Here is a 24334-nt window from a genome sequence, read left to right as displayed (position 1 = left end):
TGCCGACGAGGCGCGGAGGTGCTGTGAGGAGGAGTTGCCGACCAGGGGTGGGGCGGGGACGTGGCGGAGGAGTTGCCGACGAGGGGTGGGGCGGGGACGTGGCGGAGGAGTAGCCGACCAGGGATGGGGCGGGGACGTGGCGGAGGAGTTGCCGACCAGGGGCTGGGCGGGGACGTGGCGGAGGAGTTACCGACGAGGGGTGGGGCGGGGACGTGGGTGAGGAGTTGCCGACCAGGGGCAGGGGCAGGGGCGCCGGCGTCAGGCGGAGGCGAACGCCGCCTCGGCGTCGGCGCCCTCGGGGTGGGCGGCCCGCCAGTCGCGCCACAGCGCCTTGAGGTCCCAGGCGTCCTCCGCCTCGAGCGAGATGCCGCGCTCGCCGGTGCGCCGCGTGCGGCCGCGGATCAGCAGCAGCTTCGTGCCGAAGAGGTCCTGCCCGGCGCGCTCCTGCGCCTCGTCGAAGAAGGTGGCGTCGGCGCACCCCGTGCCGTCGTCGACGCTGATGAAGACGACGCGCCTGCCGCTGCGCATGGGGGGCGTCTGGGTGGCGATCCGGATGCCCGCGACGAGCACGGCCGTGCCGTTCCAGTGGTCGCGCAGGTCGGCGGCGCGCGTCACGCCGAGGTCGTCGAGCATGGGGCGGTAGGTCTCGACGACGTGCTGGCTGACGTCCATCGAGAGGATGTCGAGCTCGTCGGCCACCCGCTCGGCGAGCTCGACGTCGGGCGTGCCCGTGGGCACCTGGTCGGCGTCGTCGACCGTGAAGTCGAGCTGGTTCTCGACGTCGGTCGCGCGCGGGCGGGAGCTGCCGCGGACGAGGGTGCGCACCCGGGCGAGCACGTCGCCGCGCGTGCGGCCGGGGCCCGCCAGCGAGTCGAGCGCCCCGACCTGCGCGAGCCGCTCGAGGATCGGCCGCGACGGCGTCGCCCGCTGCCAGACGTCGGCGATCGAGTCGTACGGCTGCCCGGCGACGAGGCGCGCGATCTCGGCGTCGCTGATGCCGTGCACGTCGGCGAGCGAGAGCCGGATGCCCAGGTCGCCCGGCCGGGTCGGGGCCACCGGGGTCGCGGGCGGGCGCAGGCGTTCGACGTGGTAGACGTCGTCGGAGGCGTTGACGTCGAGCGGCAGCACGGGCACGCCCATGCGGCGTGCCTCGGAGAGCAGGAGGCGGCGCGGGTACATGCCCGGGTCGTGGGTGAGGATCCCGGCGAGGAACTCCGCCGGGTAGTGCGTCTTGAGCCAGGCGCTCTGGTACGTCGGCAGGGCGAACGCGGCACCGTGCGCCTTGCAGAAGCCGAACGAGCCGAACCCCTTGAGGACCTTCCAGATCGCGTCGATCTCGGCGTCGGTGAAGAGCCTCCTGCCGTGCTCGACGCGCCCCCGGGACCGGCGCCGGAACTCCTGCTCGATGGCGTCGGCGTCGCGCGTGAGCGTGCGCCGCAGCTCGTCGGCCTCGGCGAGGGTCACGCCCATCGTCTCGTGCAGGATCCGCAGCACGTGCTCGTGGTAGATCACGACGCCGTAGGTGTCCGCCAGGAACGGCGCGAACCGGGGGTGCAGGTAGTCGGGCTGCTGGAACCCGTGCTTCGTGTCGAGGAACGGCGCGACCATGTTGCCCTTCATGGGGCCGGGCCTGAAGAGCGAGATGTCGGCGATCAGGTCTTCGTAGCGGTCGGGCTGCATCTTGCCGATGAGCTCGCGCTGCCCTGGGCTCTCGATCTGGAACATGCCGAGCGTGTGCGTCGTGCGGATCGCCTCGAACGTCGGCTCGTCGTCGTGCGGCACCTCGTCGAGCTCGACGCGGCCCTCGCGGTCGACGTAGGGGGCGTCGACCGGCAGCCCTCCGGCGACGGCGGCCCGGCCCCCGTTGACCCGGGCGATCTCGTCGAGCGCGAACGACATGGTGCTCTGCATGCGCACGCCCAGCAGGTCGAGCTTGAGCAGGCCGGCGTCGTTCATGTCGTGCTTGTCGAACTGGCTCATCGGCAGGCCCATGCCGCTCGGTTGCACGGGCGTCGTGCTGAGCAGGTCGGCGTCGCCCAGGATCACCCCGCACGGGTGCATCGAGATGTGCCGGGGCAGCCGGTCGAGGCGCTCGGTGAGGTCGACGAGCAGGTCGAGCTGCGACGAGGTGCGCACGAGCTCGGCGATGCCGCGCAGCTCGGGCTTCTCGGCCAGCGCGGTGCGCAGGTCGCGGGCGTTCGAGCGCCACACGTTCTTCGCCACGAGGTCGACCTGTTCGTCGGAGAGCCCCAGGGCGAGGCCGGCGTCGCGCACGGCTCCGCGCGCCCGGTAGGTGGACTGCATCGACATGAGGGTGACCCGGTTGCTGCCGTAGCGGTCGAAGACCGCGCGGTAGACCTCGTGGCGGCGGGCGGACTCCACGTCGATGTCGATGTCGGGCAGCGTCTCGCGCTTGTTGCCCAGGAACCGTTCGAAGAGCAGGTCGTGCTCGAGCGGGTCGACGTTCGAGATGCGCAGCAGGTAGGTGACGAGACTGCCGGCGCCGGAGCCGCGGGCGGCGTTGCGCACGCGCATCTCGCGCATCATCTGCGAGACGTCGGCCACGGTGAGGAAGTAGCTGGCGAACCCGAAGCCCGTGATGATGCCGAGCTCGTAGCGCATGCGCTCCTCGACGCGAGCGCGCAGGCCCGCGTCGGCGTGACCGAACCGGGCCGTGACGCCCGCCTCGGCGCGGCGGTGCAGCACCCGGTCGGGGTCGCCGTCGACGCCGATGGCGCTGAGCTCGGGCACCTTGGGGCGACCCCAGCCGAGGTCGGCCTCGGGGTCGAGCCGGCAGCGGTCGGTGAGCTCGGCGGTGGCCGCGAGGAGGTCCTCGCTCGCGCTGCGCGGGCAGGAGGACGCGTCGCCCACGAGGCGTGCCAGCTGACGCATGTCGTCGCCCCGCTTGAACCACGCCTGGGCGTTGGGCTGCGGCCGGAACGCGCCCAGCGGCGACAGGCGCCCCGCCGCGTCGAGCACGTCGCCGGTGAGGGCGTCGTCGGCCTGGAGGTAGCGCACGGCGTTCGTGAGCACCGCGGGCACCCGGGCGTGCTCGGCGAGCTCGAGCAGCCGCGCCGCGTGCCGCACGCTGCGGCTCTCGCCCGGCTCGGTGAGGTGGCAGACGATCTCGACCACGACGCCGCCCGGCAGCATCGCCCGCCAGTCGGCGAGGGACGCCGCCGCGTCGCCGAGCCGCCCGGCCTGCACCAGTCGTCCGACGTCGCTGTCGGGGCCGAGCAGGACCGTGGCCGTGGGCCCGTCGTCGCCGAGCAGGAACGCCCGGAGGCGCGACCGGCCGACCGTCGCCACCGAGTTCGCGCTGCCGCTGAGGCGCCGGGTCGCGCGACCGTGCGCGGCGCTGATCAGGCGGCACAGCGAGGCCCAGCCGGCGCCGGCGACGTGGCCGTGCGCGAGCACCACGACGCGGTCGACGGCACCGGGGGAGCTGCCCTCGGCCCCGTCGGACTCGTGCCCCGGCCTGTCGTCGCGGACCCCGAGCTCGACGCCGACGACGGGGTCGATGCCCGCACGGCGGCAGGCGCCGATGTGGCGGATCGCGCCGTACAGCCCGTCGCGGTCGGTGACCGCCGCCGCGTCGGCGCCGTCGGCGACCGCCGCACCGACCAGCTCGGACGGCTGGGCGGTGCCGTGGTGGGCGCTGAAGGCGGACGCCACGTGGAGGTGCGTGAAGGGAGTGCTCATGGTCTCTGCTCCGTGCGAGCCCCCGGCCGGGCGGATCGAACGTGTGTTCGACGAGTGTACGTCGAGCGCGGCCGTTCTCGACCGCCGGTGCGCCGACGTCCCCCGGGAGGCCGTGCGTCCAGCGCGGTTCTGCCACGATGCGAGGATGTCCACGCCACGTTCGGTCGGGCGGGTCGCCCGGGCCCTGCTCGCGCAGCCCCGCCTCCTGCTCGCCCTGAAGACCGCCCTCGCGGCGGCCCTGGCGTGGTGGATCGCCCCCCGCGTGCCCGGCGTGGCCGCCGAGTACCCCTACTACGCGCCGCTCGGCGCGATCATCGCGATGTACCCGACCGTGAAGAGCTCGGTGCGGCTCGGGGTGCAGTCGCTCGTCGGCGTGTTCCTCGGCATCGTGCTGGCCACGGTCCTCACCCTGCTGCCCACCGGCAACACCGGGCTCTTCACCGTCGCGCTCCTCGCCGGCGTCGGCGTGCTCGTCGGGGGAGTGCAGCGCCTCGGCGCCGGGCGCGACTGGGTGCTGACCGCGGGGTTGTTCGTGCTGCTGCTCGGCGGCTCGGACAGCGAGGAGTACTCGCTCGGCTACATCGTGCAGGTCGGCATCGGCGTGGTCGTCGGCGTGGTCGTCAACCTCCTCGTGGTGCCGCCCCTGTACACCGGGCAGGCCGACGAGCGCCTGCGCCGGACGCGAGCGGCGCTCGCCGACCGCTTCGACGACGTCGCCGGGGTCTTCGCCGCCCCGTGGCCGCTCGAGGACCACGACTGGGAGCAGCGCCTCGAGGGCGTGCCCGCCACCATGCGCGACGTGCGGGCGCAGGTGCAGCAGGCGGAGGACTCCCGCAGCTACAACCCCCGGCGCCTGATCGGCCGCCGCGACGACGGCGCGGAGCGGAACGACCTCGCCTCGCTCGAGCGCGTCTCGTTCCACCTGCAGGACCTCGCCGAGGTGTCCGGGATCCTCGGTCGTCGCATCGGTCGCCAGATCGGCCTGCCCGACGCGCTCGCCGGGACCGTGGCCCGCGCCGTGACCGAGGTCGGCGTCGTGGTGCGCGAGGGGCTCGGCGGCGACGACGGCGGCAAGGCGGCGTTCACCGAGGCGCGCCGGGCCGTGGCCGACCTGTGGGACGCGATCGACGCCTCCGGTGCCGCCTCGGCGACCGACGTCAGCGGTGGCGCCTCGATCGCGGTGTCGCTCGGGCGGGTCATCGCGGCCCTGGACCCCGACGACACCACGGCCCCGCGGCCCGACCACGACGTCGACGAGTCCGACGGCCAGGTCGGCGGCACCGACAGCACGGGCGACAAGGACGACGACGACGCCCCGCGCGACACGGCCCCCACCCGTGACGACGAGGCCCGGGCCGACGACGCGCAGGAGGCCCGCGACGCTCGCTGAGGACGCCGACGTGCGCCGCGCAGTACGCTCGACCCCGGCACCGGAGCCGGCCCCGCGCAGCGCGGGAATGCGACGCCCGTCGAGGCGTTGGCTCCCCTGGGGGCCGTTCCCCTGCGGCACGTGCCGCACCGGCTCCGACCAGGTCCCCCCTCGGAAAGGACATCCCATGACCACCGACACCGCACGCCCCGCGGCCGCCTCCGGCCAGTTCCGCCTGGGCGGCGACCTGCCCGTCACCCGCCTCGGCTACGGCACCATGCAGCTCACCGGCGAGGGCGTCTGGGGCCCGCCGCGCGACCACGACGAGGCCGTCCGCGTGATCCGTCGCGCGGTCGAGCTGGGCGTCACGTTCTTCGACACCGCCGACTCGTACGGCCCCGTCGTCGCCGAGCCCCTCCTCAAGGAGGCCCTGCACCCCTACGCCGACGACGTCGTCATCGCGACCAAGGGCGGGCTCACGCGTCCCGGCCCCGGCGACTGGCAGCCCGTGGGCCGTCCCGAGTACCTCCGCCAGCAGGCCGAGCTGAGCCTGCGCCTGCTCGGCGTCGAGCGCATCGACCTCTACCAGCTGCACCGCATCGACCCGGAGGTGCCGCTCGCCGACCAGGTCGGCACGCTGAAGGAGCTGCAGTCCGAGGGCAAGATCCGCCACATCGGGCTCTCCGAGGTCTCGGTCGACGAGACGAAGGCGGCCCGCGAGGTCGCCGAGATCGTCTCGGTGCAGAACCTCTACAACCTCGGCGACCGCAGCGCCGACGAGCTGCTCGCCTACGCCGAGGCCGAGGGCATCGGGTTCATCCCGTGGTTCCCGCTCGCGACCGGCCAGCTCGCGAAGGCCGGCGGCCCGCTCGACGAGCTCGCGCAGCAGCACGACGCGTCGCCGTCGCAGCTGGCGCTCGCGTGGCTCCTGCACCGCTCGCCCGTCATGCTCCCCATCCCCGGCACGTCCAGCGTCGCGCACCTCGACGACAACGTGGCCGCAGCCCGCATCGAACTCGGCGACGACGAGATCGTCGCCCTCACGGAGGCCGTCAAGTGACCGACACCACACTCATCATCCTCGGCGCGAGCGGTGACCTCACCGAGCGCCTGCTGCTCCCGGGCCTCGCGAGCCTCCTGGTCAGCGACCGCGGCGTCGACGTGCAGCTGCTCGGCACGGGGCGCAGCGAGCGCACCCCCGAGGAGTGGAGCGAGGTCGTCTCGACGGCGTTCAACGGCGACGGCGACAGCGACCTCGCCAAGCGCACCGTGGCCTCGAGCCGCTACCTGCAGGGCGACCCGACGACGAAGGAGCACCTCCAGGCGCTCCTCGACGCCTCCGAGGGCACCCCGGTGCTCTACTTCGCCCTGCCGCCCGCGGTGAGCATCAAGGTGATCCGCACCCTGGGCGAGCTCGAACTGCCCGACGGCCTGCGCCTGGCGCTGGAGAAGCCCTTCGGCTACGACGAGGACTCGGCGCGCGAGCTCAACGCCGAGCTGCTCAAGATCGTGCCGGAGGAGCGCATCCACCGCACCGACCACTTCCTGGGCCGTTCGACCGTGCTCAACATGATCGGCCTCCGCTTCGCCAACCGCCTCTTCGAGCCGGTGTGGAACAGCGAGAACATCGAGAAGGTCGAGATCTTCTACGACGAGGTGCTCGGCCTCGAGGGTCGTGCCAAGTACTACGACACCGCCGGCGCGCTCGTCGACATGATCCAGAGCCACCTGCTCCAGGTGCTCGCGATCATCGCGATGGACGCCCCGTCGACCATCGACGCGGTCGAGCTGCGGAGCGAGATCGCCCGCGTGCTGCGCGCGACGTGGATCAAGGACGGCGACCCGGTCGCCGCGAGCCGTCGCGCCCAGTACGCGGCCGGCACGATCGACGGCAAGGACGTCCCCGCGTACCGCGACGAGGACGGCGTCGACGTCGAGCGCCAGACCGAGACCCTGGCCGAGGTCGAGTTCGAGGTGAAGACCCGCCGGTGGGCCGGCGTGCCGTTCATCCTCCGCTCGGGCAAGGCGATGACGGGCATCCGCAAGGAGGTCGTGGTCACCTTCAAGCCCGTCCCGGCGCTGCCGGCGGGCCTCGAGGGCTCGTCGACGCCCGACACGCTGCGCATCGAGATCAGCCCCGAGACCCTCGAGCTGGGCGTCACGACCAACGGTCGCGGCAACCCGTTCCACCTCGAGAAGTCGACCCTGTCGACGACCCTCGGCAAGCCCGAGCTCACGCCCTACGGCGAGGTGCTCAGCGGCATCTTCCACGACGACCCCACCCTGTCGATCCGTGGCGACGTCGCGGAGCGCTGCTGGGCGATCGTCGCCCCGGTCATCGAGGCGTGGGAGCGCGGCGACGTCCCGCTCGACACCTACGCGGCCGGTTCGAAGGGCCCGGAGGCCTGGCCGGCCTGACGACCGACCCCGACGACGGAGGCCGTCCCACGTGAGCGGGGCGGCCTCCGTCGTGCGCGCGGCGGGCGCAGGAGGCGCGGGCCGGCCCCGGCGGGCAGGCCCGGCCCGCCCGGGCTCAGTCCGCGCCGTGGCTCGTGGTCGCCGTGCGGCTGGCGTGGGCCTTGTCGGCGGGGGCGTCCCGGCCGGCCGCACCCGGGCCTCCTGCGCCGTCGCCGGTGGAGCCGTCGCGGCGCACGACGGCCCGCGAGATGGCGTCGGCCGCCCGCACGAGCGCGAGGTGCGACAGGGCCTGCGGCGTGTTGCCGACGTGGCGCCCGGTGGCGACCTCGATCTCCTCCGAGAGCATGCCCACGTCGTTCGCGAAGCCCACCAGGCGGTCCATCAGGGCGACCGCGTCGTCGAGGCGACCGGACCCGGCGTACTGCTCGGCCAGCCAGAACGAGCAGGTCAGGAACGGGTTCTCGGCGCCCTCGAGGCCGTCGACGCCCGACTCGGTGCGGTAGCGGTGCAGCAGGCCCTCGTGCAGGAGGTCCTGCTCGAGCGCGGCGACCGTCCCCGTCATGCGCGGGTCGTCGGCGGCGACGAAGCCGACCTGGGCGATCTGCAGGAGGGACGCGTCGACCTCGGTCGAGCCGTAGTACTGCGTGTAGGTGCCGCGCTCGGCGTCCCAGCCGTGCTCCTCGACCTCCTGCCGGACCTCGTCGCGGAGGGCGCGCCAGCGGTCGACCGGGCCGGGGAGCCCGTGCCGCTCGACGCCCTGCACGCCACGGTCGAAGGCCGCCCAGAGCATGACGCGACTGTGCGTGAAGTGGCGGGGCTCGCCGCGGATCTCCCAGATGCCGTTGTCGGGGCGCTGCCAGTTCTGCTCGACGTGGTCGAGCAGGGCGCGCTGCAGCGGCCAGGACCACTCGTTCTCGTCGACGCCGAGCTCTCGCGCGTCGTGCAGGGCGACCATGACCTCGCCGAACACGTCGCCCTGGTACTGGTCGAACGCGCCGTTGCCGACGCGGACCGGGGAGGCGCCCTGGTAGCCGGGCAGCGCCTCGAGGTCGCGCTCGGCGAGGTACCGTTCGCCCGAGAGGCCGTACATGATCTGCACGTCGCCGGGGTCGCCCGCGATCGCGCGCAGCAGCCACCGCCGCCACTGCTGGGCCTCGTCCTTGAGGCCGTGCAGCATGAGGGCCTGCAGCGTGAGCGAGGCGTCGCGCAGCCAGACGTAGCGGTAGTCCCAGTTGCGCGAGCCGCCGAACGACTCGGGCAGGCTCGTCGTGGCGGCGGCGACGATGCCGCCGGTGTCCTCGTGGGTGAGCGCGCGGAGGATCAGCAGCGAGCGGTGCACCTCGCGGTTGTACGACTCGGAGGCCTCGCAGCGGCTCGCCCACTCCTGCCACCAGGCGGTCGTCGCGGCGAGGCGCTCGTCGACGTCGAGCTGCACCGGGGGCTCGCGGTGGGCGGGGTACCAGGTGAGCGTGAGGTCGACCGTCTCGCCGGCCGAGACCTCGAAGTCGGAGACGTGGGCGTGGTCCTCCGCCCGGAGGCGCGGACCGCGGACGACGACCGCGTCCGGTCCGGCGGCGGCGACCAGCTCGACGCCGCCCGCGCCGTCGGGCAGCTGTCGCACCCAGGGGAGGGCGGTCGCGTAGCCGAAGCGCAGGCGGAGGTCCTCGTGCATCGCGACGGTGCCGGAGACGCCCCGGACCCGACGGACCACGTCGGCGCGTCGGTCGCCCATCGGCATGAGGTCGACGACCTCGACGACGCCGGTGCTCGTGGTCCACGTGGTCACGAGCACGAAGGTGTCCTCGACGTAGGCGCGCGTCGCCGTCGCCCCGGGGTCGGCGGGGGCGACCCGCCAGCGTCCGGTGTCGTCGTCCCCGAGCAGCCCGGCGAACATCGACGCCGAGTCGAAGCGGGGCAGGCAGAGCCAGTCGATGCTGCCGTCCCTCCCGACCAGGGCGGCGGTGTGGCAGTCTCCGATGAGTGCGTAGTCCTCGATGGGCAGTGGCATGACGCACAGTGAACCAGGGCCCGGCCGGAGGGGAGCTGGGACGCTCCGGGCCGCGGGTGCGCCGCCGGCGTCAGCTGCGCTGCAGCGTGGGGTCGGGCCAGAGGGTCTCGATCGCGAGGCGTTCGCGACGTCGGTCGCGTGCCCAGACCACGAAGCCCGTCAGGGTGAAGGCCCCGTAGAAGACGTACATGAGCCCCGAGGCGTAGTACCCGGCGCTGAAGAGCAAGGGGGTGCCGACCAGGTCGACCGCGACCCAGAGGAGCCAGAACTCGACCCAGCCCTTCGCCATGCCGTACGTGGCGAGCAGCGAGCCGGTGAAGATCCACGCGTCGGCCCAGACGGGCTCGTACGAGCCGAGCAGGCGGAACACCGGCGTGAGGGCCGCGGTGCCGCCGAACAGCGCGACGACCAGGAGGCCGCGGGTGCGCCAGCCCGCCCAGCGCGGCGTCACGGGGGAGCCCCCGCCGTCGCGGGCCTGCCGCCAGCGGTACCAGCCCCAGGCCGACACGGCGATGAACATGACCTGCCGTCCCGCCTGCCCCAGCAGGTCCACGGGGTTCGGGGTGCCGAAGACGGAGCCCAGGAACACCGTGAGCAGCAGGGCGTTCCCGACGATGCCCACCGGCCAGGCCCAGACGCGGCGGCGCATGCCGCCGAGGGCGCTCAGGAGGCCGAAGGCGTTCCCGACGATCTCGCGCCAGAGGATCGTCTGGTCGCCGAGCACGAGCTGTGCCTCGAACGCCCATCGGATGATGTCCACGTCGTCTCCTCGTCGCGCCGCGGACGGGGATCGCCCTGCAGCCGTGCGGTGCAACGAGCACGAGGGCGCCGTTGTTCCCGGACGGGGCCGCTGGGTGCGATCAGCGGGGTGCGTCGCGTCGAGGCGGCGCGAGGGACCTGCGCGCGACGTACCGACAGGGCACCAGGTGGCGGCCCGGCTCCTCGACCTCCGCGGTCAGGAGCCTGCCCGCGTCGTGCCCCATCTGCTGGTGCGGGAGCGCCACCGTGGTCAACGGGGGGTGCATCTGATCGGCGAGGTCGGGCTGGTCGTCGAACCCCACGATGCTGATCTGCTCCGGGCAGCGCAGCCCCAGCGACTGCGCCGCCATCAACGCGCCGACGGCCATGCGGTCGTTGCCGCAGAGGAGGGCGGTCGGCCGGTCGTCCGCGAGCACCTGCCTCGCGAGGTCGTGACCGGAGCCCACGTGGAACGTGCCGAACTCGCGCCGCACGGTCGCAGGGTCGAGGCCGGCCTCGGTCGCCGCCTGCACGAGACCGCGCTCACGTTCCCGGCAGGCGTGGTCGTCGCGCGGGCCACCGAGGAACGCGACCTCGGCATGGCCGGCGGCGAACACCGCGGCCGCCGCGTCGCGGCCACCCTGGAACTCGTCGGCGAGGACCACGGTCGCCGCGTCGACGTCCACCGCGTCGGGGTAGCAGTTGACGAACACGGTCCTGACCTCCGACGCCGTGTCGACCGGGGTGACGAGCTCCGGGCCGGGCGCGGCGTAGATCAGGCCCGCGACCCCCTGGTGCACGAGGTTCTCCACCGCGGCGCGCCCGCCATCGGCGGTGTCCGCGGTCTCGACCACGAAACAGACGTAGCCGGCCTCCTGGGCCGCCTGCTGCACGCCGAGCACGATGCGTCCTGCGTACGGCTGCGACACGAGCCCGTCGGCCACGACCCCGATGGTGTAAGAGCGGTTCGACCGCAGCGACTGAGCCGCCCGGTTCGGCCGGAAGTCCAGCTGCTCCGCGGCTGCGAGCACGCGGGCGCGCGTGTCGGCCGCGATCGACACGTCGCGGCGGTCGTTCAGCACGAACGACACCGTCGGCTGGGACACGCCCGCACGGCGGGCGACGTCCTTCATCGTCACGCGGGTCGGCCGTGGGGCCCGCTCCTCGCTCGTCATCAGTCCTCCTCCGACACGGGCAGCTGCCAGGACGATCGTCCCTTGCCGGTGGCGTGAGACATCTGTATGTTGGTGGCAAATACGTATTGGTCGTGCTCTCGCTCGGCCACGATCGCTCAGAGAGGAGTGACCCATGGCGAACAGGTTCCAGAGGCCCATCGATCGGCGCACGCTGTTGGCGTTCGGCGGCGCCGGACTCGCCCTGGCCAGCACTGCATCGTTGGCTGCCTGCGCGAGGACCGGCGGAGGTGACCCGGGCAGGGTGACGATGCTCTATTTCGGTGAGCAGAGCGCGGCCACCGCCCTGCAGAAGGCCGTCGAGCCGAAGCTCGCGCAGCTGGACGCCGGAGCCAGCCTGCGGGTCACCGCGGTCAACGGCACCGACTGGAACGACTTCCTCGCCAAGGTCCTGACCCAGGTGGCGTCGGGCGAGGTCCCCGACATCATCACCGTGGCCACCGAGGGGCAGCAGCTCCTCACGTCGAAGGGGCTGCTCACGCCACTCGACGACCTGGTCACGACGAACCTGTCCGATCTGCAGACGTACTTCACCGGCGTGCACCCGGTCCTCATCGAGTCGGCCATGTACCAAGGGCACCTGTACGCGCTGCCCGACAGCTTCAACGCGGGGAGCATGTTCTACTCCACCGAGCTGTTCGCCGAGGCCGGGCTCACCCGTCCCGCCGACGACTGGTCGATGGACGACTTCCACGCGTCGGCGGAGAGCCTCGCCCAGCTCGGTGGCGGCACCTACGCCTTCGACTGGGTGGTCCGCCTCTGGGGGAGCTGGACCTCGTTCCTCGCCGCGAACGGCGGCAACCTGCTCGAGGAGGGCACGTACGCCGGCGGCGACTGGCTCTGGAAGAGCACGGCCTTCGCCGACAACCCGGTCGGGGTCGCCGGCCGCACGGGCGGCTGGAAGTGGGGCGACCCCACGGCGAACTCGGCTGCCGCGGTCGAAGCGCTGCAGTACGTCATCGACCTCCAGAGGTCCGGGGCGTCTCCCTCGCCCGACGTCGGTGGCGGGAACACCCTGCAGGGGCTCTTCGCGTCCGGGCGCATCGGCATGACGATCGGCGGCGGCTTCTGGGCCGGTGGCCTCCACAACGCCGGCATGGCGGACGGCAGCTTCGACGTGGTGCGGTTCCCCACCTGGAAGACCGACACGTCGCTCTTCGGCGCGAGCGGCTACGGCATCTTCGACTCCTCCCCGCGCAAGGACCTCGCGTTCGAGGTCGTCAAGCTCATGGTGCAGCCGCAGGCCTTCGACGCGCTCTGGCCCGGGAACACCACGACGCCGGCGCAGAGGAGCCTGATGACCCCCGATCGGTACGCCACGACCGGGCCGGAGCACTGGTCGGTGTTCTACGACCAGCTCGACGGCGCCGTGCCGATCTCGGCCCCGCCCTACTACAACGCCCTCGCGACGGCGCTGAACCAGCGCACCACGCAGGCGATCTCGTCCGGGAACGCGAGAGACGCCCTCGACGGCCTGCAGGCCGACATCGAGGCGGCCGCGGCGCAGGCGTCGTGATGAGCCGTTCGACAGGGGTGCGCGCTCGGCGGCGGCCCGCACGGGTCGCTGGCCCGAGACCCGCCGCCCGGCGGGCCCGGCGTCGTCGATCGACGTTCGGTTACCTGATGATCAGCCTCGCGGTGGTCTTCGTCACCGTGTTCACCGCGGTCCCGATCCTCGCCTCCCTCGGGCTGTCCTTCACGTCCTGGGACGTGATCAGCAGTCCGAGCTGGGTCGGTCTCGACAACTACCGACGCCTCTTCACCAGCGGACAGGTGCTGGCCTCCTTCGGGGTCACCGTCGTGCTCGCCCTCGCGATCGTCGTGCTCCAGATCTCGCTCGGGCTGCTCCTGGCGGTCCTGGCGAACGGCCGCAGGAGGAACGCCACGCGCGTCTTCTTCATGACGTCGTTCTACCTGCCGTTGCTGGCGTCGACCGCGGCCGTCTCGATCTTCATGGGCTACATCTTCGACACCAAGTTCGGCCTCGTGAACTACTACCTGAACGAGATCGGGCTCCCCGGAGCGCACTGGCTGGACGACCCGTTCTGGGCGAAGGTGACGATCGTGCTGGTCGTGGTCTGGCAGCAGGTCGGCTTCACGTTCGTGCTCTTCGTCGCGGCACTGATGGCGGTCCCGGTCGACGTCCAAGAAGCCGCGTCGATCGACGGTGCCGGCCCCTGGCGCACCCTCTTCCAGATCAAGATCCCGCTCATCAGCCCGACGATCCTGTTCGCCACCGTGATCGCCATGATCAACGCGATGCAGCTGTTCGACCAGCCCTTCATCATGACCAAGGGCGGGCCGGGCACCGCGACGACCACCGCCACCATCTCCCTGTACCAGGCCGGCTTCCAGAACCTGCAGTTCGGGTTCGCCTCGGCCATCGCGATCCTGTTGCTGGTCATCATCGGCATCATCACCGCGATCCAGTTCCTCGCAGCACGAAAGCTGGTGTTCTACGCATGACGACCACGGACACCCTCGACCCGTCGAGCGGATCGCTCCCCGTCGGGCAGCCGAGCGCCGGGCGCCTCCCGCGTCGGCGCGGGCCCGTCGTGAAGACGGGCAGCGTCCTCGGGATGATCGTCCTGATCATCGCCGCCGTGTTCGCGCTCGGACCTCTCCTCTGGACGCTGACCACGTCGCTGCGGACCCCGGCCGAATCGTTCGAGAACCCCCCGCAGTGGATCCCGCTGTCGTGGGACCTCAGCAACTACGCCGCGGTGTTCGACCAGATCCCCATCGGGCAGTTCTTCTTCAACAGCGTCGTCGTGACCTCGTTGATCGTCGTCGGCCAGACCATCACGTGCACCCTCTCCGGGTACGCCTTCGCGATGATCAGCTTTCCGGGCAAGAACGCGATCTTCGGCCTCTTCCTCGCCACGATGATGGTCCCGATCCAGACGATCATCATCCCGGTGTTCGTCATCCTGAAGGACATCGGCCTGACCGGCTCCGTCGCCTCCCTCATCGTCCCAGCACTGGGCAGCGCGTTCGGGACCTTCCTCATGCGGCAGTACTTCCTGCAGATGCCGAGGGAGCTCGGCGAGGCGGCCCGCATCGACGGTGCGAGCCAGTTCGGCGTGTTCTGGCACGTCTACTCACGGATGGCCAGCCCCGCCATCGCGACCCTGGCCATCCTGAACTTCTCCGGGTTCTGGGCCGAGTACTACCGACCGTTGATCTTCCTCAACCAGCAAGACACGTTCACCCTGCCGCTGGGGCTCGTCGGGCTCCAGGGGAACCTCGGCACGGGGTCGATCTCCGTCGTCCTCGCCGGCGTGGTCCTCGCCATGATCCCCAGCGTCCTGCTGTTCATCGTCGCCCAGCGGTACTTCATCGCGGGCGTCACGGCCGGGTCGTCCCGATGACCGGTCTCCGTCCCCGTCCCCTCCTCCAGGAAGCAGTCGCCACGTGACCACCCCCGTCGACCACCACCTCCCGCAGTTCCACCTGAGGCTGCCCCGCGGGTACCTCAACGACCCCAACGGGCCGATCGACCTCGACGGGGAGGCGCACCTCTACTTCCAGTCGCGGCCCCGCGTCGACCTCGACGTCCCGGTCGAGTGGGGGCACGCCACGAGCGACGACCTCGTGCGCTGGACGCTGCACCGCCCCGCCCTCGTCCCCGTCCCCGGCGGGCCGGACTCAGGAGGAGCCTGGTCCGGCAACACCGTGCTGCACGACGGGACCGTCCGCGCCTACTACTCCGGCAAGGCCGACGACGACAGCACCTTCCAGTCCGTGCTCCTGGCCGAGTCCCACGACGAGGGTGCGACCTTCTGCGCCCCCGTCCAGGTCGTCGACGACCCGTCGGCGGACGAAGCGATCACCATGTTCCGCGACCCGTTCGTCTGGCGCGACGCGGAGGGCTGGTCCCTGGCCGTCGGCGCCGCCGCCGCCGACCAGACGGCCTCGGTCCGGCACTACCGATCCGCCGACGGGCTCAGCTGGCGGCACGTCGGCGATCTCGTCTCGATGCCGCGGGAGACGATCGACGGCATCGACACGGGTGAGGGGTGGGAGTGCCCGCAGATCCTCACGGTCGACGGCGCCGACGTCGCCCTCGTGGCGTCCTGGTCCCACGCGGGCGGGCCCGGTGACGTGCTCGCCATCCCGCTCGGCGGCGAGCCCCGCCCGACGAGGGTCGACGACGGGCACAGCTTCTACGCCGCCTCCGTCCTCAGGGAGAGCTCCTGGGGGCCGGTCCTGTTCGGCTGGGTCAGGGAGGGCCGGACCCAGCAGTGGACCGAGGAGGCCGGTTGGTCGGGTGCGATCTCCTTGCCCCGACGGGCGTGGCTCGGCGGCGGACGACTCGCGACCGCCCCGCACCCGTCGGTCGACTCCCTCCGGCTCGGCGCCCCGCGTCGGGGGCGACGGGCGTCGATCGGTGCGCGGGCCGAGATCGTGCTCCCCGACGCCACGAGCGGGCGGATCAGGCTCCGGTTCTCCGAGACCGAGCACCTCGACCTGCACGTCGACGCGGAGGGCGGGCGTGTCACGGTCGACCGGACCCACGCGAGCACGGACCCCCGGGCCGATCGCAGCGCCGCGACGGCCACGGCCGCCTTCGACCCGGCGACGGGCCTCCCCGCGGTGCGCGTGTTCGTGGACGGTTCGATCATGGAGGTCTTCACCAGCGCGGGACGGTCCCTCACGACACGGGTCTATCCCACGCAGCCGCCGCCGTGGGCCCTGGAGGCCGCCGCGGACGTCACGGTGTGGGCGCTCGCCGCGGTGTTCGAGGCCGGTCCGGCCTCCGCGGCGGACGCCGACGGCGAGGTGGCCTGATGCACCCGCGACGACCGGCTCACGGGGGCAGGGGCTCGGAGGACCACGCGGCCCGGCTCGTGACGGTCGTCGGCGAGGCGCTGGTCGACATCGTGGACGACGGGTCCCCACGGGAGATCCCCGGGGGCAGTCCCGCCAACGTGGCGCTCGGGCTGGGCCGGCTCGGCGTGCCCGTCGAGTTCGTGACCTGGCTCGGCGACGACGCCCGGGGGCACCGCGTCGCCGACCACCTCCGAGCGTCCGGCGTGGACCTGGCCGACGGCGCGTTCGGGGCCTCTCGGACCTCGACGGCGGCCGTGCGGTGCGCGCCGGACGGTCAGCCCTCGTACGACCTCGACCTCGAGTGGGACCTCCCGGCCGTCCCCGAGGTCCCCGACCGGTTGCACGTGGGCTCGATCGGCGCGTTCCTGAGGCCCGGCGCCGACGCGGTGCTCGAGCTGACCCGGAGGACGGCGGCGGCCGGAGGACGGGTGTCGTTCGACCCGAACGTCCGGCCGGCGCTCCTCGACGACGCCGCGGGCGCTCGGACACGGTTCGAGCTGCTGGCCGTGCACGCCGACGTGGTGAAGCTGTCCGACCAGGACGCCGCCTGGCTGTTCCCCGGAGCGAGCACGGACGTCGTGCTCGACCGGCTCCTCGCGATGGGCGTCCGCCTGGCCGTGATGACCGCCGGCGCGGCCGGTTCGGTCCTCAGCACGGGGCGGGACCGCGTCAGGGTCCTCAGCGAACGGGTCGACGTCGTCGACACCGTCGGTGCGGGCGACAGCTACACCGCGGCGCTCCTCTGGCAGCTCGACGGTCCTGCGGACGAGCTCGACGCGCTCCGGCGGTCCGACCTCACCGAGCTCGGCCTGGTGAGCTCGCGGGCCGCGGCGAGGACGGTGGGGAGGCGGGGCGCCGACCTCCCGACCGCCGACGAGGTGCTGTCCGTCACGCGGGGACCGCTCGACGGCAGCCCCTGAGGGCCGTCGTCCTCTGGTCCCGTCCTCGGGCCACGCAGATCGTCCTCCGGTCCGATGCCGCGCGCGCTCGCCGCTGTGATCCTGGAGCCATGATCCGTTCCTCCGCCCAGGCGCTCGCATGGTGGCTGCTCGGTGCAGCCGTCGGTCTCGTGCTCGGGGGTGCCACGTCGTTCGGGCAGCAGTACCTGCCCGACGGGTTGCGTCCGTTCGCCAACTCGAACGGCGGTTGGACCCTGCTCGCCTTCGTGGTGGTCGTCGTCGGCACCCGGTGGGGGAGCGCGCGGCTCTGGTGGGTGGCCGCCGGCCTGGGCCTGCTGGTCTTCCACGCGCTGCTCCAGGGGTACGCGATCGTCTCGACCCTGCGCGGGTTCCCGGACTCCTACGGGCCCGGCGACTTCTACTTCGTCGTGGCGACGCTCGCGGGCCCGATCGTCGGACTGGCCGGCTTCGCCTGGCGATCCGCGTCGGGCCTCGCCCGTGCGGCCGGTACCGGGGTGGTCGCCGCGGTCATGATCGGCGACGGCACGTGGGGCCTGCTCCGGGTCCTCGACACCACGGGCTGGCTGTGGTGGGTCCTCAGCATCGTCATCGGCCTCGGACTGCTCGCCTGGACGGTCCTGCGTCGGCTCGGACGATCGCGGGACCGCGTCGTGTCGGTCGTGCTGACCGCCCTGGGCGCGACGGCGTTCGTGCTGCTCTTCTCGGCCCTCTGAGGAGTCCCCGCACGTCGCGTCCGATCGGGACGGGCAGGAGGCCTCCGCGGGTCGTCGGGCGAGGGCGCACGCACCGGGTGGCGCCGTGCGGGGCCGTGCGGGGTCGTCGCGCCGACTCAGGCGAACAGCTGCTCGTCGACCCGGTCGTCGAAGACCCCGAGCAGCGACCAGCGCTGCGTCAGCGGGTCGAGCGTGAGGTCGAAGGTGCCGTCGACGCGTGACGCCCCGTCCGTCAGGGGGAGGGCGTCGACCCGCCACACCGTGAGCTCGAGCAGGTCGGCCCCGGCACCACGCGGTGCTCGCGGCGTCGAGCGCCACCAGTCGCGTCGGGTGATCCAGAGCTCGGGCGAGCTCACCACCCCGTAGGTCACGCCCCGCCACTCGAACCGCAGCGGAGCACCCCGCTCGGTCGTCTCGACCGGTACCTCTTCGTCGACCCGCACCTCGTGCCTCCTGACCCTCGTTCGAACACGTGTTCGAGTGTACGAAGGGCCACCGACAGGCACCAGGGTCGACGGCGCGTCGCGGCTCAGGAGGAGCGGCGCGCCACGTCCGTCCGCAGCAGCTGCTCCCAGAGCCCGGCCCCGTCGGAAGCGCTCACCCAGGGGACGTCGGACCCGTCGCCCTGGTCCGTGCGCGACCGGCCACCGGCCAGCACCGCCTCGCTGGGCGACAGCTGGCGGATCGCCACGGCGGCGACGTTCTCGGGGTGGTCGCGCAGGAACGCGCCGTAGAGGTCCTCGTCGTGCTGGCCGTCGTCCCCGACGAGCAGCCAGCGGAGCTCGGGGAAGTCCGCGGCGAGGCGGCGCAGCGACTCGCGCTTGTGCTCCTGGCCGCTGCGGAACCAGCGGTCGTGCGTGGGGCCCCAGTCGGTGAGCAGCAGGGGGCCAGCGGGGTACAGGTTGCGCGAGAGGAACCTCGAGAGCGTCGGGGCGACGTTCCAGGCGCCCGTCGAGAGGTACACGACCGGGCAGCCGGGGTGCTGCTCGCGCAGGCGCTCGTAGAGCACCGCCATGCCGGCCACGGGGCGTCGGGCGTGCTCGTTGAGCACGAAGGTGTTCCACGCCGCCAGCATCGGGCGGGGGAGGGCCGTGACCATGACCGTGTCGTCGATGTCGGAGACGACGCCGAAGCGCGCGTCGGGCGCGATCACCTGGACCGGTGCCTCGACCGGGCGCGAGCCCTCGGTGGTGAGGGTCGCGAGGTGCCAGCCGGGCTCGAGCTCGCACTCGAGGCGCACGTCGACGACGCCGCCGCGGTCGGCGTGCACCGTGTGGACCCGCCCGCCCAGGCGCACCTGCACCTCGGCGGCGTCGACCGGTGCGCTCGTGAAGCTGCGCCAGCCGCGCACGTCGGCCGAGCCAGCGCCCTCGAGCGAGCCCGTGCGGGTGAGCAGCACGCGGCAGAGCACGCGTGCCCAGCCCGGGGAGCCGTAGCCCGTGTAGGGCACGATCGTGGGCAGCAGCCCCCGCTTGCGGGCGCGCTTCTCGCGGAAGGCGTGCAGGGCGTCCTCGATGCGGGCGGCCCGGTGCAGGATCGGCTCGACGGCGGCGGGCGGTGCGACCTTGCGGGAGTCGGGCATGCCGTCATCCTCCCACGAGGGCGCGCTCAGGCGACGACCAACCGGTCGGCGAGCTCGCCCGCCTCGCCCACGAGCCCGGCGAGCAGGTCGCCGTCGACCTCGGCCTCGGGGTCGAGCCACTCGTCCATGACGTCCGACCCCACGAAGACGGGCATCCGGCCGGAGGCGCCGGTCGCCCCCGCCACGCCGGTCGCCGGGCGGCTCAGCACCGCGGTCGACAGCAGCCACCGCGTCGGCCCGCCGTCGGGCGCGGCCGGGGCCCGCCACCACTCGTAGACGGCGGCGAGCAGGAGCACCTCGTCGTCGGGCAGGTGCAGGCGGGCCCGCCCGTCGGGGCTCCATCCCGTCACCGCCACGAGCCCGCGGCGGGCGAGCACCGCCTCGGCGGTCGTGCGCTCCTCGGCCACGGTCTCGACGTCGGCGAAGGCGGCCGAGGCGCCGACCGAGGGGTCGGGCGCCCAGGACGGCACGAGGCCCCACCGGGCCGAGGCGAGACGGCGCACAGGAGGCCCGCCCGCGTCGGCCCCGCGCGGCGCCGCGTCGACGAGGAGGCACACCTCGTCGGTCGGAGCGATGTTCCAGGAAGGTTCTGGGAGCATGTCCCCCGACACGTCCACGTCGAACAGGGCCACCAGGTCCTCCGCGGCGCGGGCCATGGCGAATCGTCCACTCATGCGACCATTCTCCGCCAGGTCCAGCGTGTCCCCGGCAGGCCGTGCCCTCGCCGGGCATCGCGTCGTCGCGAGGGAGCCCCTCCCACGACGCAGCCGCAGCGCCGCGCACCGGTCGTCGCCGGTGCGCACGAAGGAGGAACCGTGACCGTCACCGACGTCGCCGACGCCCTGCCCGGCGGAGCGTCCCTGCTCCGCAACGAGCCCGTCCAGGCCCGCAGCTCCGCGCGGCTCACCGGCCTGCTCGACGCGGCGGCGGGCCTCATCGACGAGATCGGCTACGAGCGCCTCACGACCGCGATGGTCGCCGAGCGCGCGGGCGCGTCCATCGGCACGGTCTACCGCTACTTCCCCGACCGCATCGCCGTCGTCGACGCCCTCGCGCTCCGGTGCCTGCAGCGTCTCGGCCAGCGCTTCGACGCCGCGCTCGCCGAGGCGGGCGACGACTGGGCCGCGCCCGTCGACCTCCTGGTGGACTGCCTGGTCGAACTGCACCGCACCGAGCCCGGCTTCCGAGCCGTCCGCTTCGGTGAGCGCCCCGAGGTCGACGGGGACGACGGCCCCGCCCTCGCCGACCTGCTGCGCTCCGCGCTCGCCGCCCGCACCGACGCGACCACCGCCGAGGCGCTCGCCGTGCCCGCCGACGTCGCCGTGGAGACCGCGCAGGCGCTCGTCGCGCACGCCGCCCGCGGGGGCGCTCCCGACGAGGCCCTCGTCGCCGAGTGCCGTCGCGTGCTGCGCGCCTCCCTCGAACCCGTCGTCACCGCGCGCTGAGGGCTCCTCGCTTCGTCGCACGGACACGCACGCGCCGCAGCGGTGCGCCGACGGGGCGGCTGTGGTTGGGTGGTCCCCTGGCAAGTGTCGATTCGTGCTGCCCACGAGGAATGAGCCACCCATGATCCAGTTCACCAACGTGAGCAAGCAGTACCCCGACGGCACCCGCGCGGTCGACGACTTCACCCTCACCATCCCGTCCCGACGCACCACGGTGTTCGTCGGGTCGAGCGGGTGCGGCAAGACGACGATCCTCCGCATGGTCAACCGCATGATCGACCCGACGTCCGGCACGATCGAGATCGACGGCGAGTCCGTCGCGGGCCTCGACCCCGTCGCCCTGCGCCGCAGCATCGGATACGTGATGCAGAACTCGGGACTCCTGCCGCACCGCAAGGTCGTCGACAACATCGCGACCGTGCCGGTCCTCACGGGCACCGCGAAGCGCCAGGCCCGGGAGCGCGCCCTCGAGCTCATGGACACCGTGGGCCTCGACCGGTCGCTCGCGGACCGGTACCCGTCGCAGCTCTCCGGCGGACAGCAGCAGCGCGTCGGCGTCGCGCGCGGTCTCGCGGTCGACCCGAACATCCTGCTCATGGACGAGCCCTTCGGCGCCGTCGACCCCCTCGTGCGCGCCGACCTGCAGCGCGAGCTGCGCCGCCTGCAGCGCGACCTCGACAAGACCGTCGTCTTCGTCACGCACGACATCGACGAGGCGTTCCTGCTCGGCGACCAGGTCGTGATCCTCGAGAAGGGCGGCCGCATCGCCCAGCAGGGCTCGCCCGACGAGATCCTCAGCGCCCCCGCCACCGACTTCGTGGCCGATTTCGTGGGGGCGAACCGCGGCAAGCGGGCGCTGTCCCTGCGCGACACCCCCGACGGCCAGGTCGTCGTCGACGGCGACGGCCGCACCGCGGGCGTCATCACCGCACCCGTGCCGGTCCCCGTGCCCGCCCCCTCCGAGGCCGATGCCCCCCGGGCACCGGGTGCCCCGGCGCAGGGTGGGCGAGCGTCGTGAACTGGGTCTGGTCGAACGCCGACTTCATCCTGGACAAGACGCTGGTGCACCTGCAGCTCTCGTCGATCGCGATCGTGGCCTCGCTCGTGCTCGCGCTGCCGATCGGCTGGGCCGCCAACCGCGTCGCGCCGCTCCGCGGCGTCGTGCTCACGGTGGCGGGCCTGTTCTACTCGGTGCCCTCCTTCGCCCTCCTCGTGGTGCTCCCGACGATCGTCGGCTACGGCCTGCGCAGCGACACGAACCTCGTGGTGGCGCTGACGCTGTACGGGCTGGCGCTCATGGTGCGGTCCGTGGCCGACGGCCTGGCCTCGGTCGAGCCCGACGTGCGCCAGTCGGCGACGGCCATCGGCTACTCGTCCTGGCAGCGGTTCTGGCGCGTCGAGGTCCCCCTCGCGGGGCCGGTCCTGCTCGCGGGCCTGCGGGTCGTCGCCGTGAGCACCATCAGCCTCGCCACCGTGGGCGGCCTCATCGGCATCAACGGCCTGGGCCTGCTCTTCACGGACGGCCTGCAGCGGTACATCCTCGAGGAGATCGTGGCCGGCATCGTCATGACCATCGTGCTCGCCCTGCTCGTCGACGCGGCCCTCGTGCTGCTCGGCCGGGCGCTCATGCCGTGGAGCCGAGGCCCGTCGCGGACCGAGCGGCGCCAGGGCGCGCTCGTGGGGGCCGCCGCGTGAACTTCTTCCTGGAGGCCCTGGCCTGGATCGTCGATCCGGCCCATCTCAGCGGTCCCGACGGCATCCCGGTGCGCGTGGGCGAGCACCTGCTCTACACGGTCGTCGCCGTCGCCCTCGCGAGCGTCGTGGCGATCCCCGCCGGGTACCTCATCGGCCACACCGGCAAGGGCCGCACGATCGCCGTCGCGCTCACGGGCGGCGTCCGCGCCCTGCCGACGGTCGGCCTGGTCTTCCTGCTCGCGCTGCTCATGGGGATCGGGAGCACCCCGCCGGTCATCGCCTTCGTCGTGCTCGCGATCCCGAGCGTGCTCGCCGGGGCGTACGCGGGCTTCGAGGCCGTCGACCGGGCCACCGTCGACGCCGCTCGGGCGATGGGCATGACCGAGCGCCAGATCGTCGCGCAGGTCGAGGTGCCGCTCGGCCTGCCCCTGCTGATCGGCGGCCTCCGCTCGGCGATGCTGCAGGTGGTCGCGACCGCCACGGTCGCGGCCGTCGTGGGCGCGGGCGGGCTCGGCACCTACATCTTCCGCGGCCTCCGCTCGAACGACTACGTGCAGATGGTGGCGGGGTCGATGCTCGTCATCGCCGTCGCGATCGTCCTCGAGATCGTCTTCGCGATCGCGCAGCGCCTGGTCGTCCCGGCCGGCGTGACCGCGGGCCGCCCCTCCGACTCCCGTGCCCCGGCCTCCCGGACGCGCACGACGAACGAACCCCTCCAGGAAGGAACACAGTGATCACAGTGAACAAGAAGGGCCGGCTCACCGTTCTCGGTGCCGTCGCGATCGGGGCCTCCGTGGCCCTGGCAGGATGCGCCTCCGGCGACCCGCTCGACTCCGGGTCCGACGAGGCGGCGTCCGGTGACGCCCTCGTCGTCGGCTCGCAGGCGTACTACTCGAACGAGATCATCGCCGAGCTGTACGCACAGGCCCTCGAGGCCGCGGGCTACGACGTCGAGCGCGAGTACCAGATCGGCCAGCGCGAGGTGTACCTGCCCGAGATCGAGTCCGGCTCGATCGACGTGTTCCCCGAGTACACGGGCAACCTCGTGCAGTACTACGTCGACGACCTCGACGCGAGCTCGCCGGAGGAGGTCGCGGAGGCCCTCTCCGAGGCCCTGCCCGACGGGCTCTCGAGCCTGGAGATGGCCGACGCCAACGACCAGGACAGCTACACGGTCACGCGCGAGTTCTCCGAGGAGAACGACATCACGAGCCTGGCGGACCTCGCGGACTTCGACGGCACCCTGTCGGTCGGGGCACCGCCCGAGAACGAGACCCGTCCCTACGGTCCTCCCGGGCTGAAGAGCGTCTACGGCGTGGACGTGCAGAGCGTCGGCATCGACGACGGCGGCGGCCCGCTCACGGTCCGTGCGCTGCTCGACGGCAGCGTGCAGCTGGCCGACATCTACACGTCGAGCCCGCTCATCGCCGAGAACGACCTCGTCGTGCTCGAGGACCCCGAGAACCTGATCCTGCCGCAGAACGTGGTGCCGATCGTGTCCGACCGGGTCGACGAGGGCGCGCAGGAGGCCATCGACGCCGTGAACGAGGTGCTCACGACGGAGGACCTCCAGATGCTCAACGCCAAGAGCACGGAGGACAAGGAGACCTCGGCGGCCATCGCCACCGAGTACCTCACCGAGAAGGATCTCCTCTGACGCGTCGACGACCGTCACGGCACGGGGACCGGAGGCTCGCCTCCGGTCCCCGTGCCGCGTC

The 24334-nt window shown here is 72.8% G+C and carries 21 protein-coding genes; 14 read left to right on the top strand and 7 right to left on the bottom strand.

The window, feature by feature from the left end; genetic code table 11:
- Positions 1-258: 258 nt before the first annotated feature.
- Complete coding sequence (locus ACYVHQ_RS04610) at positions 259-3702, bottom strand: DNA polymerase III subunit alpha (RefSeq protein ID WP_460510960.1); 3444 nt, start codon at positions 3700-3702, stop codon at positions 259-261.
- Positions 3703-3847: 145 nt separating this feature from the next.
- Between ACYVHQ_RS04610 and ACYVHQ_RS04605 the strand changes: the two genes are divergently transcribed.
- The 3 genes from ACYVHQ_RS04605 to ACYVHQ_RS04595 all read left to right on the top strand — a co-directional run bounded on the left by ACYVHQ_RS04605 (position 3848) and on the right by ACYVHQ_RS04595 (position 7489).
- A complete protein-coding gene (locus ACYVHQ_RS04605; protein WP_460510959.1) occupies positions 3848-5092 on the top strand; it encodes an aromatic acid exporter family protein in 1245 nt (414 codons plus the stop codon).
- Positions 5093-5258: 166 nt separating this feature from the next.
- Positions 5259-6131, top strand: a complete 873-nt coding sequence (locus ACYVHQ_RS04600; RefSeq protein ID WP_460510958.1) for an aldo/keto reductase — start codon at positions 5259-5261, stop codon at positions 6129-6131.
- Complete coding sequence (locus ACYVHQ_RS04595; protein ID WP_460510957.1) at positions 6128-7489, top strand: glucose-6-phosphate dehydrogenase; 1362 nt, start codon at positions 6128-6130, stop codon at positions 7487-7489. The genes ACYVHQ_RS04600 and ACYVHQ_RS04595 overlap by 4 nt, the downstream gene beginning before the upstream one ends.
- A gap of 115 nt (positions 7490-7604) precedes the next feature.
- Here the strand turns inward: ACYVHQ_RS04595 and ACYVHQ_RS04590 are convergent, their stop codons facing one another.
- From ACYVHQ_RS04590 to ACYVHQ_RS04580, 3 genes are all read right to left on the bottom strand, one after another.
- Positions 7605-9497, bottom strand: coding sequence for a glycoside hydrolase family 15 protein (locus tag ACYVHQ_RS04590; protein WP_460510956.1), 1893 nt, complete (start codon positions 9495-9497; stop codon positions 7605-7607).
- Positions 9498-9567: 70 nt separating this feature from the next.
- Positions 9568-10257 (bottom strand): nicotinamide riboside transporter PnuC, encoded by a 690-nt coding sequence (gene pnuC, locus ACYVHQ_RS04585; protein WP_460510955.1) that lies wholly within the window; start codon positions 10255-10257, stop codon positions 9568-9570.
- 100 nt (positions 10258-10357) lie between these two features.
- Positions 10358-11410, bottom strand: coding sequence for a LacI family DNA-binding transcriptional regulator (locus ACYVHQ_RS04580; protein ID WP_460510954.1), 1053 nt, complete (start codon positions 11408-11410; stop codon positions 10358-10360).
- A 268-nt stretch (positions 11411-11678) separates the two neighbouring features.
- Here ACYVHQ_RS04580 and ACYVHQ_RS04575 point away from each other — a divergent pair, with 268 nt between their 5' ends.
- The 6 genes from ACYVHQ_RS04575 to ACYVHQ_RS04550 all read left to right on the top strand — a co-directional run bounded on the left by ACYVHQ_RS04575 (position 11679) and on the right by ACYVHQ_RS04550 (position 17894).
- Positions 11679-12944: an ABC transporter substrate-binding protein gene (locus ACYVHQ_RS04575; RefSeq protein ID WP_460511242.1), complete on the top strand. Its 1266-nt coding sequence runs from the start codon at positions 11679-11681 to the stop codon at positions 12942-12944.
- Between the two features lie 107 nt (positions 12945-13051).
- Positions 13052-13894 (top strand): carbohydrate ABC transporter permease, encoded by an 843-nt coding sequence (locus tag ACYVHQ_RS04570; RefSeq protein ID WP_460510953.1) that lies wholly within the window; start codon positions 13052-13054, stop codon positions 13892-13894.
- Positions 13891-14799 (top strand): carbohydrate ABC transporter permease, encoded by a 909-nt coding sequence (locus tag ACYVHQ_RS04565; protein WP_460510952.1) that lies wholly within the window; start codon positions 13891-13893, stop codon positions 14797-14799. Before ACYVHQ_RS04570 ends, ACYVHQ_RS04565 begins: the two co-directional genes overlap by 4 nt.
- A 43-nt stretch (positions 14800-14842) precedes the next feature.
- Complete coding sequence (locus ACYVHQ_RS04560) at positions 14843-16219, top strand: glycoside hydrolase family 32 protein (RefSeq protein ID WP_460510951.1); 1377 nt, start codon at positions 14843-14845, stop codon at positions 16217-16219.
- Positions 16219-17181, top strand: coding sequence for a carbohydrate kinase family protein (locus ACYVHQ_RS04555; protein WP_460510950.1), 963 nt, complete (start codon positions 16219-16221; stop codon positions 17179-17181). The genes ACYVHQ_RS04560 and ACYVHQ_RS04555 overlap by 1 nt, the downstream gene beginning before the upstream one ends.
- A gap of 89 nt (positions 17182-17270) precedes the next feature.
- Complete coding sequence (locus ACYVHQ_RS04550; protein ID WP_460510949.1) at positions 17271-17894, top strand: DUF6518 family protein; 624 nt, start codon at positions 17271-17273, stop codon at positions 17892-17894.
- 116 nt (positions 17895-18010) lie between these two features.
- Here the strand turns inward: ACYVHQ_RS04550 and ACYVHQ_RS04545 are convergent, their stop codons facing one another.
- The 3 genes from ACYVHQ_RS04545 to ACYVHQ_RS04535 all read right to left on the bottom strand — a co-directional run bounded on the left by ACYVHQ_RS04545 (position 18011) and on the right by ACYVHQ_RS04535 (position 20150).
- Positions 18011-18337, bottom strand: a complete 327-nt coding sequence (locus ACYVHQ_RS04545) for a DUF6504 family protein (protein WP_460510948.1) — start codon at positions 18335-18337, stop codon at positions 18011-18013.
- 86 nt (positions 18338-18423) lie between these two features.
- Positions 18424-19476 carry an App1 family protein gene (locus ACYVHQ_RS04540; RefSeq protein ID WP_460510947.1) on the bottom strand — a complete coding sequence of 351 codons (1053 nt, stop codon included), beginning with the start codon at positions 19474-19476 and terminating at the stop codon, positions 18424-18426.
- A gap of 26 nt (positions 19477-19502) precedes the next feature.
- Positions 19503-20150: an SOS response-associated peptidase family protein gene (locus ACYVHQ_RS04535; RefSeq protein ID WP_460510946.1), complete on the bottom strand. Its 648-nt coding sequence runs from the start codon at positions 20148-20150 to the stop codon at positions 19503-19505.
- Positions 20151-20291: 141 nt separating this feature from the next.
- On the opposite strand from ACYVHQ_RS04535, the gene ACYVHQ_RS04530 reads away from it, so the two are divergent.
- From ACYVHQ_RS04530 to ACYVHQ_RS04510, 5 genes are all read left to right on the top strand, one after another.
- The gene (locus tag ACYVHQ_RS04530) at positions 20292-20921 is read left to right on the top strand and encodes a TetR/AcrR family transcriptional regulator (protein WP_460510945.1); all 630 of its coding nucleotides are present in this window, start codon (positions 20292-20294) and stop codon (positions 20919-20921) included.
- A 121-nt stretch (positions 20922-21042) separates the two neighbouring features.
- On the top strand, positions 21043-21939 hold the full coding sequence (locus tag ACYVHQ_RS04525; RefSeq protein WP_460510944.1) for an ABC transporter ATP-binding protein: 897 nt from the start codon (positions 21043-21045) through the stop codon (positions 21937-21939).
- Positions 21936-22616 (top strand): ABC transporter permease, encoded by a 681-nt coding sequence (locus tag ACYVHQ_RS04520; RefSeq protein WP_460510943.1) that lies wholly within the window; start codon positions 21936-21938, stop codon positions 22614-22616. Before ACYVHQ_RS04525 ends, ACYVHQ_RS04520 begins: the two co-directional genes overlap by 4 nt.
- The gene (locus tag ACYVHQ_RS04515) at positions 22613-23350 is read left to right on the top strand and encodes an ABC transporter permease (protein ID WP_460510942.1); all 738 of its coding nucleotides are present in this window, start codon (positions 22613-22615) and stop codon (positions 23348-23350) included. Before ACYVHQ_RS04520 ends, ACYVHQ_RS04515 begins: the two co-directional genes overlap by 4 nt.
- Positions 23347-24273, top strand: a complete 927-nt coding sequence (locus ACYVHQ_RS04510) for an ABC transporter substrate-binding protein (RefSeq protein ID WP_460510941.1) — start codon at positions 23347-23349, stop codon at positions 24271-24273. Before ACYVHQ_RS04515 ends, ACYVHQ_RS04510 begins: the two co-directional genes overlap by 4 nt.
- Positions 24274-24334 lie beyond the last annotated feature (61 nt).

This window comes from Frigoribacterium salinisoli (genome assembly GCF_054781095.1).
This window is presented reverse-complemented; position numbering and strand designations above follow the sequence as displayed.

Coding starts and splice junctions, on each gene's coding strand:
- ACYVHQ_RS04605 (WP_460510959.1), top strand. CDS start 3,848: ATGTCCACGCCACGTTCGGTCGGGCGGGTCGCCCGGGCCCTGCTCGCG.
- ACYVHQ_RS04555 (WP_460510950.1), top strand. CDS start 16,219: ATGCACCCGCGACGACCGGCTCACGGGGGCAGGGGCTCGGAGGACCAC.
- ACYVHQ_RS04600 (WP_460510958.1), top strand. CDS start 5,259: ATGACCACCGACACCGCACGCCCCGCGGCCGCCTCCGGCCAGTTCCGC.
- ACYVHQ_RS04575 (WP_460511242.1), top strand. CDS start 11,679: ATGCTCTATTTCGGTGAGCAGAGCGCGGCCACCGCCCTGCAGAAGGCC.
- ACYVHQ_RS04525 (WP_460510944.1), top strand. CDS start 21,043: ATGATCCAGTTCACCAACGTGAGCAAGCAGTACCCCGACGGCACCCGC.
- ACYVHQ_RS04540 (WP_460510947.1), bottom strand. CDS start 19,476: ATGCCCGACTCCCGCAAGGTCGCACCGCCCGCCGCCGTCGAGCCGATC.
- ACYVHQ_RS04570 (WP_460510953.1), top strand. CDS start 13,052: ATGATCAGCCTCGCGGTGGTCTTCGTCACCGTGTTCACCGCGGTCCCG.
- ACYVHQ_RS04535 (WP_460510946.1), bottom strand. CDS start 20,150: ATGAGTGGACGATTCGCCATGGCCCGCGCCGCGGAGGACCTGGTGGCC.
- ACYVHQ_RS04565 (WP_460510952.1), top strand. CDS start 13,891: ATGACGACCACGGACACCCTCGACCCGTCGAGCGGATCGCTCCCCGTC.
- ACYVHQ_RS04580 (WP_460510954.1), bottom strand. CDS start 11,410: ATGACGAGCGAGGAGCGGGCCCCACGGCCGACCCGCGTGACGATGAAG.
- ACYVHQ_RS04550 (WP_460510949.1), top strand. CDS start 17,271: ATGATCCGTTCCTCCGCCCAGGCGCTCGCATGGTGGCTGCTCGGTGCA.
- ACYVHQ_RS04610 (WP_460510960.1), bottom strand. CDS start 3,702: ATGAGCACTCCCTTCACGCACCTCCACGTGGCGTCCGCCTTCAGCGCC.
- ACYVHQ_RS04590 (WP_460510956.1), bottom strand. CDS start 9,497: ATGCCACTGCCCATCGAGGACTACGCACTCATCGGAGACTGCCACACC.